The sequence below is a fragment of the Duganella sp. P38 genome, from assembly GCF_050859475.1.
Lineage (GTDB): Bacteria > Pseudomonadota > Gammaproteobacteria > Burkholderiales > Burkholderiaceae_D > Rugamonas.
Genome location: NZ_CP193936.1, coordinates 3,663,234 through 3,676,377, shown reverse-complemented (window position 1 = coordinate 3,676,377; position 13,144 = coordinate 3,663,234). Strand labels below are relative to the sequence as shown.

Genomic DNA, 13,144 nt, shown 5'->3' with positions numbered 1-13,144 from the left:
TCATACGGCAGCTCGGCCGAAAGTATCAGTCTCTATTTGCAATCGGCCAACACTTTTTGCGTGTTTTTACGCAAATCCTCGCGTTGCGCCTGATCCAGGTAGCCGCGTTCGCCGTTTTTATCGAAGGTGGTCAGGCGCACACCCTGGTCCAGCGCCATCTGGTTTTTACGGGCGGCCTCGCAATTAGCGGCCTGGTCGGCCTTTTGCTGCGCTTCGGCGGCGGCCTGGCGCGACCGTTCGGCGGCCTCTGCACGGCGTTTGTTGAAATCGGCATTGCGCTCGGCGACGGTGGGCGCCAGCTTTGAGTCGGCCGTAGCAGCCGGTTCGGACTCGGTCGCGGCGTAGGGATTGAACAGCGGTTTGCCGGGGGCCTTGAGGATGCGTTTGTCCGGAACGCCGGGCGGAGGAGGGCGGTCTGACAACTGTTTAACGCCTTTGTCGTCGAGCCACATGTACTGGGCCGAGGCCAGCGGGGCGGCGGTCAGCAGCAGGGTGGCAAACAGCAGGTCTATACGGGCAGGCATCGAAAGCGCTCCAGTGGACGTGCGTAGATTTCGCCATTATTCATGGCGACTGTCAACCGGAGCGCGGGGACTGCTTATTGCTGTTGCTTACGACGGCGAGCAACCAGGCCCATCAAGCCGAGACCACCCAGCAGCATGCCATAGGTGGCTGGCTCCGGTACCGCGGTCACGGTGATCTGGCCGGAGTACGAGGCCAGCGCCGGGTTGGTTGCGGTGCCCAGCAGCGTCAGCGTGAAAGGCGAGTTGGCGTTGATCCAGAATTTGCCCAGGCTGGACACCGGATCATACGACAGCGTGGTCGGCGCCTGACCATTCAGCGACGCCCCCGTGATCGACACGAAGTTGCCGCTGAAGGTCAGCAGCACCTGGTAGGCGCCAGCCCCCAGGCCCGTGAAGCTGAGCACGTCCTCACCACCGCTGAGGACGCCGTCACCAGGGACGTTGCTGTTGAACGAGTAGGTCTGATTGGCAGTAATGTCAATGGTCTGGTCGGCGGCATAGCTGGAGAATGCCGCGCCAGCCAGGAGTACGGCGGCAAGTAGCTTTAGTTTCATCGTAAAACCCCTAAAACAAGTTATATACCGGCTGTTCAGCGCCGGACTGTTGTGTCCGTCAGGACGATACAATATTAATAATTTTATTTGCTTAGTGGGAGAACAATATCAATTCCGCGCAGCAATATTTAACAATTGCCTTTTAGAAAACGTAATATGGTGCAATGCGGCATTGCACATTGTGTTTTGCAATTGTGTCTTTCCTTGGTGACTAGCTAATTGCATGCGTTGCGTCTGATACACATGTGCGCAGTGACGCGGCTTCCGGCGGTTGAGCAGACGCGCGTTGGCAGGCGTGCCGCCGCTGGCAAGACTTTGGAGACGACGCGCTGGGAGGCAACGGTTACTCGCCGAGCGTACAAGGTGCGCGTCGGCATTGAGAGTCCCGACTGGAAAGTGACGGGCTGGATGGTAGAATGAAGCGCCGATAAGATTATCAGCGCTCGAACCCCAAAGGGCGTTTCAATTAAGGCCGACGCTTGCGCCGAGCGGCGGCGGCGATCAATCCCATTCCCAGAAATATCATCGCATAGGTCGATGGCTCGGGTACAGGCATCGGACTCGGCTCAAGAATATTCGCGTTCACGCCTTCAAAGCCGGGGTTATAGTTCGCGCCCAGATGTGGACCACCGGTGTATGGCGCAAACGTTACCGCGTCAATTCCAAATGCAAACCAGCTTACTTCAGAAAGCGCTGTGGCGCTAGTGTCGGATACTACGAAATGACGAGTCGTGCCGGACGGGAATGGAGTCGTAGAACTGTACGTCTTGTTATACCACGTTACATTGTAAATCTTATCGGTGCCGCCGTAGTCGGCGTTATTCCAAGTAGGCCAAGTAGTATTGTCGTATTGCGCCGGCGCTATAGGATTGAACGGCTTCGGAAGCTCTACACCGAGAAAATACAAGTCGAAATTTCCGCCCAGATTATTGGTGAAAGAAAAGTCGTAAGTCCAGTTGTTCGCACCGCCGGTGACGGTGTAAGAAAAATCAACCGGAGCTGCCTGAGAGACGCCAGCGAGTACGGCGAGCGAGAGCGCCGTCGCGCGAATAAGTTTTTTCATCAAACCCCCTGAAGGTTGTTATTTTGAGTTGCCAATTCTACACATTCGTTAAGCGAAGTGCGTCGTTCAGGTGCGATTCTCATATCTTAAATAAACGTCAAAACACCCTTTAAATCACCGTATAAAAAGATGGGAAATGAGCAAGAGCTGACGAAGCGCGAGGCGTGCCTGTTACGATAGGAAAATTGCTCAAAGCTTAATGACGGGTTTTGCTGGTGCATCGACCGCTACACGTGGGCGAAATTTGGGCGAAAAATGGAACAATCTGGTTTAAGGAAGTCTGCGACAAACTTTAGTTGTTCCTGTATAATGCCGCTTTGCGCCTATAGGAAATGCTATGCGTCTACTTCAAAAAGCACTCACATTCGATGACGTGCTGCTCGTCCCAGCGTACTCCAACGTTCTGCCTGCGAATACGTCCCTCAAAACCCGTCTGACCCGCAACATCAGCCTGAACATTCCTCTGCTGTCGGCAGCCATGGATACGGTCACCGAGGCACGCCTGGCGATCGCCATGGCCCAGGAAGGCGGCATCGGCATCATTCACAAAAACCTGAATCCGAAGGATCAGGCCCGTGAAGTGGCGCGCGTCAAGCGTTTCGAGGCCGGCGTGCTGCGCGACCCGATCACCATTCCGCCGACGATGAAGATCCGCGACGTAATCAAGCTGACCGAGCAATATGGCATCTCCGGCTTCCCGGTGGTGGAAGGCAAGGAAGTGGTCGGCATCATCACCAACCGCGACCTGCGTTTCGAACAGGAACTGGACGCCGAAGTGCGCGCCAAGATGACCCCGCGCGAAAAGCTGGTGTACGTCAATGAAGAAGCCGACACCACCGAAGCCAAGCGCCTGATGAACAAGCACCGCCTGGAGCGCGTGCTGGTGGTCAACGAAGCGTTCGAGCTGAAAGGCCTGATCACCGTCAAGGATATCCAGAAGTCGACCGAGCACCCGCTGGCCTCGAAAGACTCGCAGGGCAAGCTGCTGGTCGGCGCCGCCGTTGGCGTCGGCGCCAAGGATGAAGAGCGTATCGACCTGCTGGTCGCCGCTGGCGTGGACGTGCTGGTGGTCGATACCGCCCACGGCCACTCGCAAGGCATCCTCGACCGCGTGAAATGGATCAAGACCAAGTACCCGCACGTGGACGTCATCGGCGGCAACATCGCCACCGCAGCCGCCGCCAAGGCGCTGGTCGAGTACGGCGCTGACGCGGTCAAGGTCGGCATCGGCCCAGGCTCGATCTGCACCACCCGTATCGTCGCCGGCGTCGGCGTGCCGCAGATCACCGCCATCTCCAACGTCGCCGAAGCGCTGGAAGGCACCGGCGTGCCGTGCATCGCCGACGGCGGCATCCGCTTCTCGGGCGACATCTCGAAAGCGCTGGCAGCCGGCGCCTCGACCGTGATGATGGGTTCGATGTTTGCCGGCACCGAAGAGGCGCCAGGCGAAGTGATCCTGTACCAGGGCCGTTCGTACAAATCGTACCGCGGCATGGGCTCGCTGGGCGCGATGTCGGACGGTTCGGCCGACCGCTACTTCCAGGACGCCGCCATGAAGCAGGACAAGTTCGTCCCCGAAGGCATTGAAGGCCGCGTAGCCTACAAGGGCTCAGTGCTGGCGATCATCTTCCAGCTGGTGGGCGGCGTGCGCCAGTCGATGGGCTACTGCGGCTGCGCCACCATCGAAGAGCTGCGCAATAAAGCCGAGTTCGTCGAGATCACCTCGGCCGGCATGCGTGAATCGCACGTGCACGATGTGCAAATCACCAAGGAAGCGCCGAACTACCGTTCCGGCGACTAAGACCCTTGCAAACGCCGGCGGCCCACGCCGGCGTTTTTCTATATTCAAACTGGTTCAAATTCCATGCACTCTAAAATCCTCATTCTCGATTTCGGCTCCCAAGTGACCCAGCTGATCGCGCGCCGCGTGCGCGACTCCGGCGTGTTCTCGGAAGTGTATCCGTATGACGTCAGCGACGAATTCGTGCGCAACTACGGCGCCGCCGGCGTGATCCTGTCGGGCAGCCACAGTTCCACGCTGGAAGGCGACGCGCCGCGCGCGCCGGACGCCGTGTTCGACCTGGGCGTGCCGGTGCTGGGCATCTGCTACGGCATGCAGACCATGGCCGCGCAGCTGGGCGGCAAGGTCGAGAACGGCAAGGTGCGCGAGTTCGGCTACGCCGAGGTGCGCGCGCGCAACCACACCAAGCTGCTGGACGGCATCGTCGACTTTGTTACCGACGAGGGCCACGGCATGCAAAAGGTCTGGATGAGCCACGGCGACAAGGTGCTGGACATGCCGCCGGGCTTCGTGCTGATGGGCGACACGCCATCGTGCCCGATTGCCGCCATGGCCAACGAAGAGAAAAGTTTCTACGGCGTGCAGTGGCACCCGGAAGTGACGCACACCGTGCAGGGCAAGGTCATGCTGAGCCGTTTCGTGCACGAAATCTGCGGCTGCAAATCGGACTGGAACATGCCGGACTACATCTCGGAAGCGGTCGAGAAAATCCGCGCGCAGGTGGGCAGCGATGAGGTGATCCTCGGCCTGTCCGGCGGCGTCGACTCGTCGGTGGCTGCGGCGCTGATCCACCGCGCCATCGGCGACCAGCTGACCTGCGTGTTCGTCGACCACGGCCTGCTGCGCCTGAACGAAGGCAAGATGGTCATGGACATGTTCGCCAAGAACCTCGGCGTCAAAGTCATCCGCATCGACGCCGAAGACCAGTTCATGGGCCACCTGGCCGGCGTTAGCGATCCGGAGCAGAAGCGCAAGATCATCGGCCGCGAATTCGTCGAAGTATTCGACAAGGAATCGGCCAAGCTGGTCAACGCCAAATGGCTGGCGCAGGGCACCATCTACCCGGACGTGATCGAGTCGGCCGGCAAGGGCAAGAAGGGCCAGACCATCAAGTCGCACCACAACGTCGGCGGCCTGCCGGAGCACATGAAGCTGCAATTGCTGGAGCCGCTGCGCGAACTGTTCAAGGACGAGGTGCGCAAGCTGGGCGTGGCGCTGGGCCTGCCGCATGACATGGTCTACCGTCACCCGTTCCCGGGGCCGGGCCTGGGCGTGCGCATCCTGGGCGAAGTGAAGAAGGAATACGCCGACCTGCTGCGCCAGGCGGACGCCATCTTCATCGAAGAACTGCGCAACACGCCGTACGAAGCGACGGTGGTGCCGGGCTTCGATCAGGACGCCGTGCCGAAGAACTGGTACGAGGCGACCTCGCAGGCGTTTGCCGTGTTCCTGCCGGTGAAGTCGGTGGGCGTGATGGGCGACGGCCGCACTTACGAGTACGTGGTGGCGCTGCGCGCCGTGCAGACGCAAGACTTCATGACCGCGCACTGGGCGCATCTGCCGCATGAGCTGCTGGGCCGGGTGTCTAACAGGGTCATCAATGAAGTCCGCGGCATTAACCGTGTCGTATACGACATCAGCGGTAAGCCGCCCGCGACCATTGAGTGGGAGTAAGTTTTCTTCTGGAAGTATTGTAGGTTGTAATTAATTCAGCTGATAAGGCCCTGTTTTTACAGGGCTTTATTTTTAGGTGGCCCCGGCAGTAGTAAGGCTAGCGGCACGTATTGACGGCCATATGGATAATCTCGTTGGTGCTTATTCCCAAGATTGTTGATTTTTCGGGAGCGCGTTGTTTGGGTCATAGGCATTTAGGCTATCAGTGCTCGCAAGTGCATCGGTGTAAATGACCAGGTTCGCGTGACCGGTGATCACGGAGTTGAACAAATCCCTTTCGCCCCCGCTGCTAAAACTTGGTCGCCGATGGCCCAGGACGGTGGCTCAATGTTGTGGTTGAAATAAAGCTTCCGCCAATCGCAATAAAAATCCTGCCAAATTGGGTCCCAGTCGTCGGTATAGCCGCCACGGAAGTCTGCAATGGGGTCGATGCTGACCCTATAGCTCACCATGAGGCCTGGAGGCAACAGCGTATCGAGCTGCTGATACTCGGCCAACGCTGTTTCCAGTTTCAATGATAGATAAAGCGCCTTGATGCCAGGCCGATTGGCGCGTCCGCCATGAATGCCCGCACCAGCCCCCGAGGTTGGGGATATCGACCACTTCGGCTGATGTACTCTGTAGGCAGCCGAGTCGAGTGAGACGATAATCATCCGGTGTATCCAGCGCCGAGCGACTGGAGGTACTTAATAAGGGCTTCCGTACGTTTTTCTGAAACAAGGTCCTGGGGGGCTTGTAGTCGAACACCGGCAGTGGCTGGTTCTTGAACCAGAAGAGTGCCTTCTCGATACTGTCAGCTACATCGGTCGCCGCCCGCATGACGCGCAGCGACTCTCGCAAATACGATTGGACAGACTCGGTATCCGGTGCCCGGCTAAGGGTATTTCTATGAACCCGAGCCTGCGCGGCCAGCGTTTGCATATCGACCCTGAAAACCAGACCGAATCGTTTGGGGGAAATCGACGGACCAGCGTCGGCATTCAGGAAGTCCAGGAATTTATCGAAGTTGCGATTGAATATAGGGACGGCCTCGACAGCTTGAGGCGTTTGTACCGTAGCCATAGCCACTCCTTCATGCACTATTTATGCCTTATTATTGCACTGTTTTGCGGTTTTTAAACCAACAGAGGGGGAGCGAAGGTTGTGGCGATTATGTTTGGAAGTCAAGCGCCGCGACCAGGTAATCTCCATGACTCGACGCTGGTCGCGCGCCGCTTGGGCGCGTTGCGCTGGATCACCTGCCGCCGGCGACCTGACCGCCTGCTCAAGCTGTTCGCGGATCACGCCCAATTCTTGCGTCCAATAACGTATTTATTGGGGCGGCTGCCCGTTGGACGCCATCAGACCGGCGTCGACTGGAAGATTTACACCGGTAATCAGCCGCGCGTCGTCGCTGGCTAAAAATGCTATCGCCGCAGCCACACCCTCTGGATCTTCGGGCGCGCCCAGCGGCATGCGCTCCTCAAACTTTTTCACCAGCTCGGCGTCTTCCAGCATATCCCTGGTCAGACCGGTTTTGGTAAAACTCGGGTTAACTGCATTGACACGCACGCCGGTCTTGCCCGCGTCTAATGCCATCGCCCGCACCATGTTGCTGACGGCCCCCTTCGAGGTATTGTAGGCGAACATCTCCCAGTCTCCGCCCAGCCCCGAAACCGACGACGTCATCACAATCGACCCGCCCGCTTTCACCAGTTCGGGCACTGAGGCTTTGGCCATGTGAAAGTAACCAGCGACGTTCACTGCCATAACGCGCGCGAAGTCTTCTTCGCTGGTCTGCGTGATGTCGCCTTCACTGGCGATGCCGGCGTTGTTGACGAGCGTATCCAGGCCACCGAAGCGATCCACCGTGGCTTTAACGACGACGCGCGCGGTCGCGCTGTCGGCTGTGTCGCCAACATGGACAAGCACGCGCTCTTGAGGAAACTCTTCGGCCGCTTTGGCCAGGCTGCTGTCATCAATGTCCAGCATCGTGACGTTTGCCCCCTCGGCGATAAAACGACGTGTGGTTGCGAGGCCGATACCGGAAGCGGCGCCCGTGACGAGTACGGTCTTGCCTTTGAAACGATCCAATTTTTTTCCTTTCGAAACAGATGGTTTGGCAACTACCCTGACTGAGCAGAATATGGGGCCATGTGAAGCATGGCCCTAAGCGTGCCACCAAGAGCGCATTCGCGGTGTTCGCTACTTCACCCATACTTGGGATCGGGTGAGTTTTGACGACTGGAGTTCGCGCCTTGCGCTGCGTGTGCAGTGTTTGATGGTATTGTGGTGTACACCACGTCGCCGTCAGCAAGCTGCGGCATTGATCATTTCCATGATGGAGAAGACCATGCGCAAAACGCCTGTGTTATTTGTTATCGTCGCGCTGCTGGCCGCGGTTGTCGGCTACCTCGCGCTGGACCGCAGCGAGAAGAGCGAATTGCAGGAAAAGCAGAAGGCATTCGACGCCAGCTTCGCCAAGTAGCCCTGCTCATAACCCTACGCAAGGCTGGAAGCGCTGTTGCCCGGCACGGCGCAAGGGCGTCGTATGCCGGGCCAATGCAACGCTTTGCTCAGGCTGCTTGCCAGCCGCCGCCGAGCGCTTTGTAGAGCGATACCGTGGCCTGCAGGCGCTTGAGTTTCAGCATCCCCAGCTCATTTTGCACGTCCGACAGGTTGCGCTGGGTATCGAGCACGGTCATGAGGTCTTCCGCGCCTTCCTTGTAGCGGATTTCCGATAAATTGAAGGCCAGCCGCGACTGTTCCAGTTCCACTTCTTTCAAACGGCGCTGCTCGTCGAGGCTGCTGATCTCACCCAACACCGTGTCCACTTCCGCCAAGGCCGCGAGGACGGTGGAGCGGTAGGCCTGGACCAGTTCCTGTTTCTGTTCGATGGCCAGGTCGCGTTCGGTGCGCAAACGTCCGCCGTCGAAAATCGGCGCCACCAGCGAGGCACCGACATTGGCGAACAGATTTTGGGCGTTGAGCAGCGACAGCAAGGCATTGCTTTGCGCGCCCGTCGATCCCGTCAGCCGAATGCTGGGGAACAGTGCCGCGCGCGCCACTTCGACGTTGGCGCTGGCCGCTGCCAGCATCGCCTCCGAACGGCTGATGTCGGGACGCCGCGACAGCAGTTCGGACGGCATGCCGGCCGTGACTTCCGGCAAGCGTATGGTGTCGAGTCCGCTGTCGCTGATTTTGAAGGTTTGCGGCGACTGGCCGAGCAGGATCGCCAGCGCGGCGTGCGCCTCGCGCTGCTGCTGCAATAAGGCAGGAATGGCGGCGCGCTGGCTGGCGACGGCGGAACGTTGGCGCGCCAGATCGACCGCCGTGGCGGCGCCGACGCTGCTTTGGGCTTCGACCAGTGCCAGCACGCGCTCCGAGGTGCTGGCGTTCTCACGCGCCACTTCGAGTCGGTCGTGCAGGGACAGCAGTTGCAGATAAGTTGAGACGATGCCGCTGGTTACGGTCAGGGCCACGGTTTGACGATCGTAGAAATTGGCCCTGAGCGCTGCCTCGGCTGCGGCCGCGCTGGCCGCGTTCTTGCCCCAAAAATCGAGCTCGTACGATACCTGCAGCACGCCGCTCGACGAGACATTGGCGTTGTGATTGCCGCCGAGCGGCAGGTCGCGGCTGGCGCCGGCCGAAGCATCGACGGAGGGCAGTAGCGCGACCCCGGCAATGCGCGCCTGCGCCGCCGCCTGGCGCACCCGCGACATCGCCGCAGCCAGCTCCAGGTTGCTGTGCTGACCCTCGCGCACCAACTGGCTCAGTTCGTCGCTACCGAAGCGCTGCCACCAGTGGCTGTCCGGCCATGCCTGGCTACCTGCCGTCCCCGCTTGCGACCAGTTGGCAGGCAATGGGACTGCCGGCGCTGGCTCTGCAATGGGCCTGGTGTGCGTGCACCCGGCCAGCAACACGCCGGCAAGGCAGCCCGCCAGCATCCGCGTTGGTGCAGTGTTGGCCAGTCGCGGCCTGTTGCGCGCAATCGCTTGCTTCATGGCCTACCCGCTGGCGCATCGGACTCGGGCGGAAGCGCCGATGTCGGCGCCGGGCCAGCCAGCACTTGCTCGCCCGCCGCAAGGCCGGATAGCACCTGTACCTGCTGTCCGGCGCGCAAGCCGATTTTCACTTTGCGCGCCACGATGCGCTGGTCGCGGTCGACCACATTGAGCAGATACATGCCGGCCGCATCGCGCTGGCCCAGCAAGTCGGCCGGCAGCAGCACCGCATCCTTGGCCTGCGCGACGATAAACTGTACCTGTGTCGTCATGCCGCTCATGAGTTCCTGTTCCGGATTGTCGACTTCGAACAGCACATTGTAGAAAGTCTGCTTGCCTTGCTCGCCAGTACCTTCGGCCGGGACCGGAATCACCTGGCGCAGTTTGCCTGACCAGGTACGGCCGGGATAGCCGGGCGTCTGGAAGTTGGCCGTCATGCCGCGCTTGAGCCGCGTGACATCCACTTCCGCCACGCGCGCCCGCACCGTCATTTGCGACAGATCCGCAATGCGCATCAAGGGCGCGCCGGCCTGGCCGACGCTCACCGTTTGCCCGGCGCGCGCATTCAGCGCTACGACGGTGCCCGACAGCGGCGCCAGCACTTGCTTGTGCAGGCTGCTTTCCTCGTCGGCTTTCAGTGTCGCTTCCAACTGCCGGATCTGCGCGTTGATCGAGTCCATCCGGGCGCGCGCCGAAGACAGATTCATGCGGCTCGACTCGAAGCTTTCTTCTCGGGTGGCATTTTGTGCCTTGAGTTGGGTTTGGCGCTTGAACTGCGATTCGGCAAAGTCGGTCTGCGCCTGTTGGTCAGCCAGTTCGGCCCGCAACCGCGCCATTTGGGCACGGCTGCTTTCCACCTGTTGAGCGCGGACCGCGGGCGAGATTTCCATCAACAGTTGCCCGTCCTTCACCGCGTCCCCTACGGCAACCAGCACGTCCTTTATTTGGCCGGCAACTTGGACATTCACGTCCGCGTAGCGGCGGAACTGCAATTTCCCGGTCGCGTTGACGATCTGTTGCAGGTCGCCGCGCTGCGCTGTTACGGTTTCGAGCTTGGGCGGCGACGGCACGGATACCTGTGCGAAGGAAATATCGGCATGGAGCGCCAGCACGAGCGCGGCCGCTGCAAGCAGAGTCGGGTGGCGGGCGCTGTCATGTTTGTCGATCATCAGTTTTAGGTCTTTAAAAAACAGCGGCCATTTTAGCGCCTGGCGCGCGAGTTGGTGTCAATGCCCGTGCGACAGGGGCGCCACGGACGCCTGCTCGCCTGCGAGTCGCAGGCGCAAGCGGCGGTGCAGATTCAGGGCCTTGATGTCGGCGCCGAACGCTTCGTCGATCAGGCGTGCTTTGAGTCCGCTGGTTTCCGCCGCCTTCAAGGCCCGTTCAAGAATCGGACGATAGCGGGCGACCGATGGACTCAGGTAGAAGCCAAAGTCGGCCTGGTATTCGAATAGCAGGTGTTGCTCAACCGCCAGTTCAGGGTGGGCGCGCGCCTCCTTGAGCACTTCGATGACGCCGCGCGGCAGATAATCGACGTGGCGATTGCCGGCCGCCACCATCGCGTACACCGTATTCCATGGCGCGGTATGCTGGTACATGGGCAAGCCGGCGGTTTGCCACACTTTGGTATCGCCCCAGCCGGCGCCAAATCCGGCGATCAGGCCGGTGCGCTTCAAATCGTCCACCGAGCGGACGCCGGCGAAGGTTTTTTCATCGGCGTGGCGTATCAACAGCACGCGCTGCCCGATCAGGCCGTTTGTCAGCGCGTTACGCACTGGGACCAGCTGCTTGTCGTTATCCTTTTCCTTCGATTGCATGCCGTAGAAGAGGTTGATGTCGCCTCTGCCCAGCATCCACCACATGCGGCGCGCGGGAATATCCTTCACGTACTGGATACGGTAGGGCTGGTGGATCAGCTTCAGCGACTCTTCCAGCAGGCGCACGAAATAATCGGCGCGGCCATCGCTCACCACGGCGATGCGCAGTTCGAGCGGCGCGTCAGGCGCGGCGGACGCGGGCAACGACAGGCATAAGGTGAAAGCGAAACAAGCGATGCATCGCAGCTGGAAAAACATTTCCGCGACTCCGGGGAAAACCGCGATTGTAGCCTAAGCTGTACTAACTCAGACTTGACCTGACACGAACTGTCAGATGAGTTAGAGTTCTGACAGGCCGCTACCGGCCAGCATCGGACGTTGAAAACTAATACGGAGTATCGGTGGAGTTTCAAAAAATTTTAGAAGGTCATTTGCTCAGCATCGAGCTGGATCAAAGTCTGACTGAATCACCCCGGAAATTTAGGAGGCCGATTGGTGTGAGTCAGGCGAAATAACCTGCTCGGAAAGTTGTCGGTAGTAGTTTGCCTCAGCTTCGGCCGGCGGTATATAGCCAAGCGGTTTGAGCAACCGATGATGATTGAACCAGGTCACCCACTCTAGCGTCGCCAGCTCGACGGCCGCGCGCGTCTTCCAGGGAGCACGGCGATGTATCAGTTCTGCCTTGTACAGCCCGTTAATGGTCTCGGCCAACGCATTATCATAACTGTCGCCCTTACTTCCCACAGAAGGCTCAACTCCAGCTTCTGCCAGGCGCTCACTGTAGCGAATGGAGACGTATTGCGAGCCCCTGTCGCTATGATGAATCAAGGCGTCATCACGTTCTGGTTGGCGTGCGTACAGCGCCTGTTCCAAGGCATCCAGAACGAAGTCGGTGCGCATGGAGCTGCTGACGCGCCAGCCCACGATACGCCGGGCAAAGACATCAATCACAAAGGCCACATAGACAAAGCCTTGCCAAGTCGAGACGTAGGTGAAGTCGGACACCCACAGTTGATTGGGTCGTTGTGCCTTGAACTGGCGGTTGACCCGGTCCAGCGGGCAAGGTGCGGCCGCATTGCCGATCGTGGTCTTCACGACCTTGCCCCGCATCACGCCGCGCAGGCCGGCGCGGCGCATCAAGCGCTCAACGGTGCAGCGGGCAACTTCGGTGCCTTCGCGCCGCAGTTGGCGCCAGACCTTTTCGGCACCATAGACCTGCATGTTGGCTTGCCAGACGCGTTCAATTTGAGAGGCCAGCACCTCGTCACTCTTCGCACGATTGCTGCGCAAAGCGGGATTGCACCGCTGCGCGGCGTAACGCCAGTAGCCGGACGGGGCGACTTGCAGGACTTTGCAAATCGACTCGACCCCATACGCTTGGCGGTGCTGGTCGATGAACTGTCTCACGATTTGAAGCGACGGTCGAGCTCCGCCTGGGCGAAAAACGCGCTCGCCAGACGCAGGATTTCATTCGCCTTGCGTAGCTCCTTGTTCTCGCGCTCCAGCGCCTTGAGGCGCTCGCTTTCGGCCGTTGTGGTGCCTTCACGCTGGCCCGTGTCACGCTCACGCTGGCGCACCCAACGGCGCAGAGTTTCGGAGGTACAGCCTATCTTGGCTGCGATGGACGTGATGGCCGCCCACTGCGACTCGTACTCGCTGCCGGCCTCTTGGACCATGCGCACGGCGCGCTCCATCACTTCGGGGGAATATCGGACTGATTTTTTCATG

Annotated in this window: 14 protein-coding genes and 1 other annotated feature; of the genes, 4 read left to right on the top strand and 10 right to left on the bottom strand. The window is 59.9% G+C overall.

Annotation, left to right across the window (positions count from 1 at the left end; genetic code table 11):
• Positions 1 to 32: 32 nt before the first annotated feature.
• From ACRQ5J_RS16995 to ACRQ5J_RS16985, 3 genes are all read right to left on the bottom strand, one after another.
• Positions 33 to 524, bottom strand: a complete 492-nt coding sequence (locus ACRQ5J_RS16995) for a DUF4124 domain-containing protein (RefSeq protein WP_432378265.1) — start codon at positions 522 to 524, stop codon at positions 33 to 35.
• Between the two features lie 74 nt (positions 525 to 598).
• Entirely contained in the window at positions 599 to 1,078 is a 480-nt protein-coding gene (locus ACRQ5J_RS16990) for an FxDxF family PEP-CTERM protein (RefSeq protein WP_432378264.1), read from the bottom strand.
• Positions 1,079 to 1,544: 466 nt separating this feature from the next.
• Positions 1,545 to 2,141: a PEP-CTERM sorting domain-containing protein gene (locus tag ACRQ5J_RS16985; RefSeq protein WP_432378263.1), complete on the bottom strand. Its 597-nt coding sequence runs from the start codon at positions 2,139 to 2,141 to the stop codon at positions 1,545 to 1,547.
• 337 nt (positions 2,142 to 2,478) lie between these two features.
• Between ACRQ5J_RS16985 and guaB the strand changes: the two genes are divergently transcribed.
• Together guaB and guaA are read left to right on the top strand one after the other, a co-directional pair.
• Positions 2,479 to 3,942: an IMP dehydrogenase gene (gene guaB / locus ACRQ5J_RS16980; RefSeq protein ID WP_432378262.1), complete on the top strand. Its 1,464-nt coding sequence runs from the start codon at positions 2,479 to 2,481 to the stop codon at positions 3,940 to 3,942.
• A gap of 63 nt (positions 3,943 to 4,005) precedes the next feature.
• Positions 4,006 to 5,616, top strand: coding sequence for a glutamine-hydrolyzing GMP synthase (guaA, locus tag ACRQ5J_RS16975; protein WP_432378260.1), 1,611 nt, complete (start codon positions 4,006 to 4,008; stop codon positions 5,614 to 5,616).
• 254 nt (positions 5,617 to 5,870) lie between these two features.
• Here the strand turns inward: guaA and ACRQ5J_RS16970 are convergent, their stop codons facing one another.
• A complete protein-coding gene (locus ACRQ5J_RS16970) occupies positions 5,871 to 6,269 on the bottom strand; it encodes an RES family NAD+ phosphorylase (protein WP_432378258.1) in 399 nt (132 codons plus the stop codon).
• A 235-nt stretch (positions 6,270 to 6,504) separates the two neighbouring features.
• Here ACRQ5J_RS16970 and ACRQ5J_RS16965 point away from each other — a divergent pair, with 235 nt between their 5' ends.
• Positions 6,505 to 6,735 (top strand): hypothetical protein, encoded by a 231-nt coding sequence (locus ACRQ5J_RS16965; RefSeq protein ID WP_432378257.1) that lies wholly within the window; start codon positions 6,505 to 6,507, stop codon positions 6,733 to 6,735.
• Here ACRQ5J_RS16965 and ACRQ5J_RS16960 read toward each other — a convergent pair.
• Positions 6,700 to 6,927 carry a DUF3606 domain-containing protein gene (locus tag ACRQ5J_RS16960; RefSeq protein ID WP_432383672.1) on the bottom strand — a complete coding sequence of 76 codons (228 nt, stop codon included), beginning with the start codon at positions 6,925 to 6,927 and terminating at the stop codon, positions 6,700 to 6,702. The genes ACRQ5J_RS16965 and ACRQ5J_RS16960 overlap by 36 nt on opposite strands.
• The gene (locus tag ACRQ5J_RS16955; RefSeq protein WP_432378255.1) at positions 6,928 to 7,689 is read right to left on the bottom strand and encodes an SDR family NAD(P)-dependent oxidoreductase; all 762 of its coding nucleotides are present in this window, start codon (positions 7,687 to 7,689) and stop codon (positions 6,928 to 6,930) included. It abuts the gene before it with no gap.
• 259 nt (positions 7,690 to 7,948) lie between these two features.
• Between ACRQ5J_RS16955 and ACRQ5J_RS16950 the strand changes: the two genes are divergently transcribed.
• On the top strand, positions 7,949 to 8,083 hold the full coding sequence (locus tag ACRQ5J_RS16950; RefSeq protein WP_432378253.1) for a hypothetical protein: 135 nt from the start codon (positions 7,949 to 7,951) through the stop codon (positions 8,081 to 8,083).
• Positions 8,084 to 8,171: 88 nt separating this feature from the next.
• Here the strand turns inward: ACRQ5J_RS16950 and ACRQ5J_RS16945 are convergent, their stop codons facing one another.
• From ACRQ5J_RS16945 to ACRQ5J_RS16930, 4 genes are all read right to left on the bottom strand, one after another.
• On the bottom strand, positions 8,172 to 9,542 hold the full coding sequence (locus ACRQ5J_RS16945; protein WP_432383671.1) for an efflux transporter outer membrane subunit: 1,371 nt from the start codon (positions 9,540 to 9,542) through the stop codon (positions 8,172 to 8,174).
• A 53-nt stretch (positions 9,543 to 9,595) separates the two neighbouring features.
• The gene (locus ACRQ5J_RS16940) at positions 9,596 to 10,768 is read right to left on the bottom strand and encodes an efflux RND transporter periplasmic adaptor subunit (protein ID WP_432378251.1); all 1,173 of its coding nucleotides are present in this window, start codon (positions 10,766 to 10,768) and stop codon (positions 9,596 to 9,598) included.
• A 57-nt stretch (positions 10,769 to 10,825) separates the two neighbouring features.
• Entirely contained in the window at positions 10,826 to 11,620 is a 795-nt protein-coding gene (locus ACRQ5J_RS16935; protein WP_432378250.1) for a hypothetical protein, read from the bottom strand.
• Positions 11,621 to 11,896: 276 nt separating this feature from the next.
• Positions 11,897 to 13,143, bottom strand: a protein-coding gene (locus ACRQ5J_RS16930) for an IS3 family transposase (RefSeq protein ID WP_432378249.1) whose coding sequence is annotated in 2 segments (ribosomal slippage) — positions 11,897 to 12,855 and positions 12,855 to 13,143 — 1,248 coding nt in all. Because the reading frame shifts where the segments join, the coding sequence is not laid out codon by codon here.
• Positions 12,749 to 12,865, bottom strand: a sequence feature (AL1L pseudoknot). It overlaps the preceding gene by 117 nt.
• Position 13,144 lies beyond the last annotated feature (1 nt).

Coding starts and splice junctions, on each gene's coding strand:
- ACRQ5J_RS16970 (WP_432378258.1), bottom strand. CDS start 6,269: ATGATTATCGTCTCACTCGACTCGGCTGCCTACAGAGTACATCAGCCG.
- guaB (WP_432378262.1), top strand. CDS start 2,479: ATGCGTCTACTTCAAAAAGCACTCACATTCGATGACGTGCTGCTCGTC.
- ACRQ5J_RS16985 (WP_432378263.1), bottom strand. CDS start 2,141: ATGAAAAAACTTATTCGCGCGACGGCGCTCTCGCTCGCCGTACTCGCT.
- ACRQ5J_RS16945 (WP_432383671.1), bottom strand. CDS start 9,542: ATGCTGGCGGGCTGCCTTGCCGGCGTGTTGCTGGCCGGGTGCACGCAC.
- ACRQ5J_RS16990 (WP_432378264.1), bottom strand. CDS start 1,078: ATGAAACTAAAGCTACTTGCCGCCGTACTCCTGGCTGGCGCGGCATTC.
- guaA (WP_432378260.1), top strand. CDS start 4,006: ATGCACTCTAAAATCCTCATTCTCGATTTCGGCTCCCAAGTGACCCAG.
- ACRQ5J_RS16940 (WP_432378251.1), bottom strand. CDS start 10,768: ATGATCGACAAACATGACAGCGCCCGCCACCCGACTCTGCTTGCAGCG.
- ACRQ5J_RS16950 (WP_432378253.1), top strand. CDS start 7,949: ATGCGCAAAACGCCTGTGTTATTTGTTATCGTCGCGCTGCTGGCCGCG.
- ACRQ5J_RS16995 (WP_432378265.1), bottom strand. CDS start 524: ATGCCTGCCCGTATAGACCTGCTGTTTGCCACCCTGCTGCTGACCGCC.
- ACRQ5J_RS16965 (WP_432378257.1), top strand. CDS start 6,505: ATGAACCCGAGCCTGCGCGGCCAGCGTTTGCATATCGACCCTGAAAAC.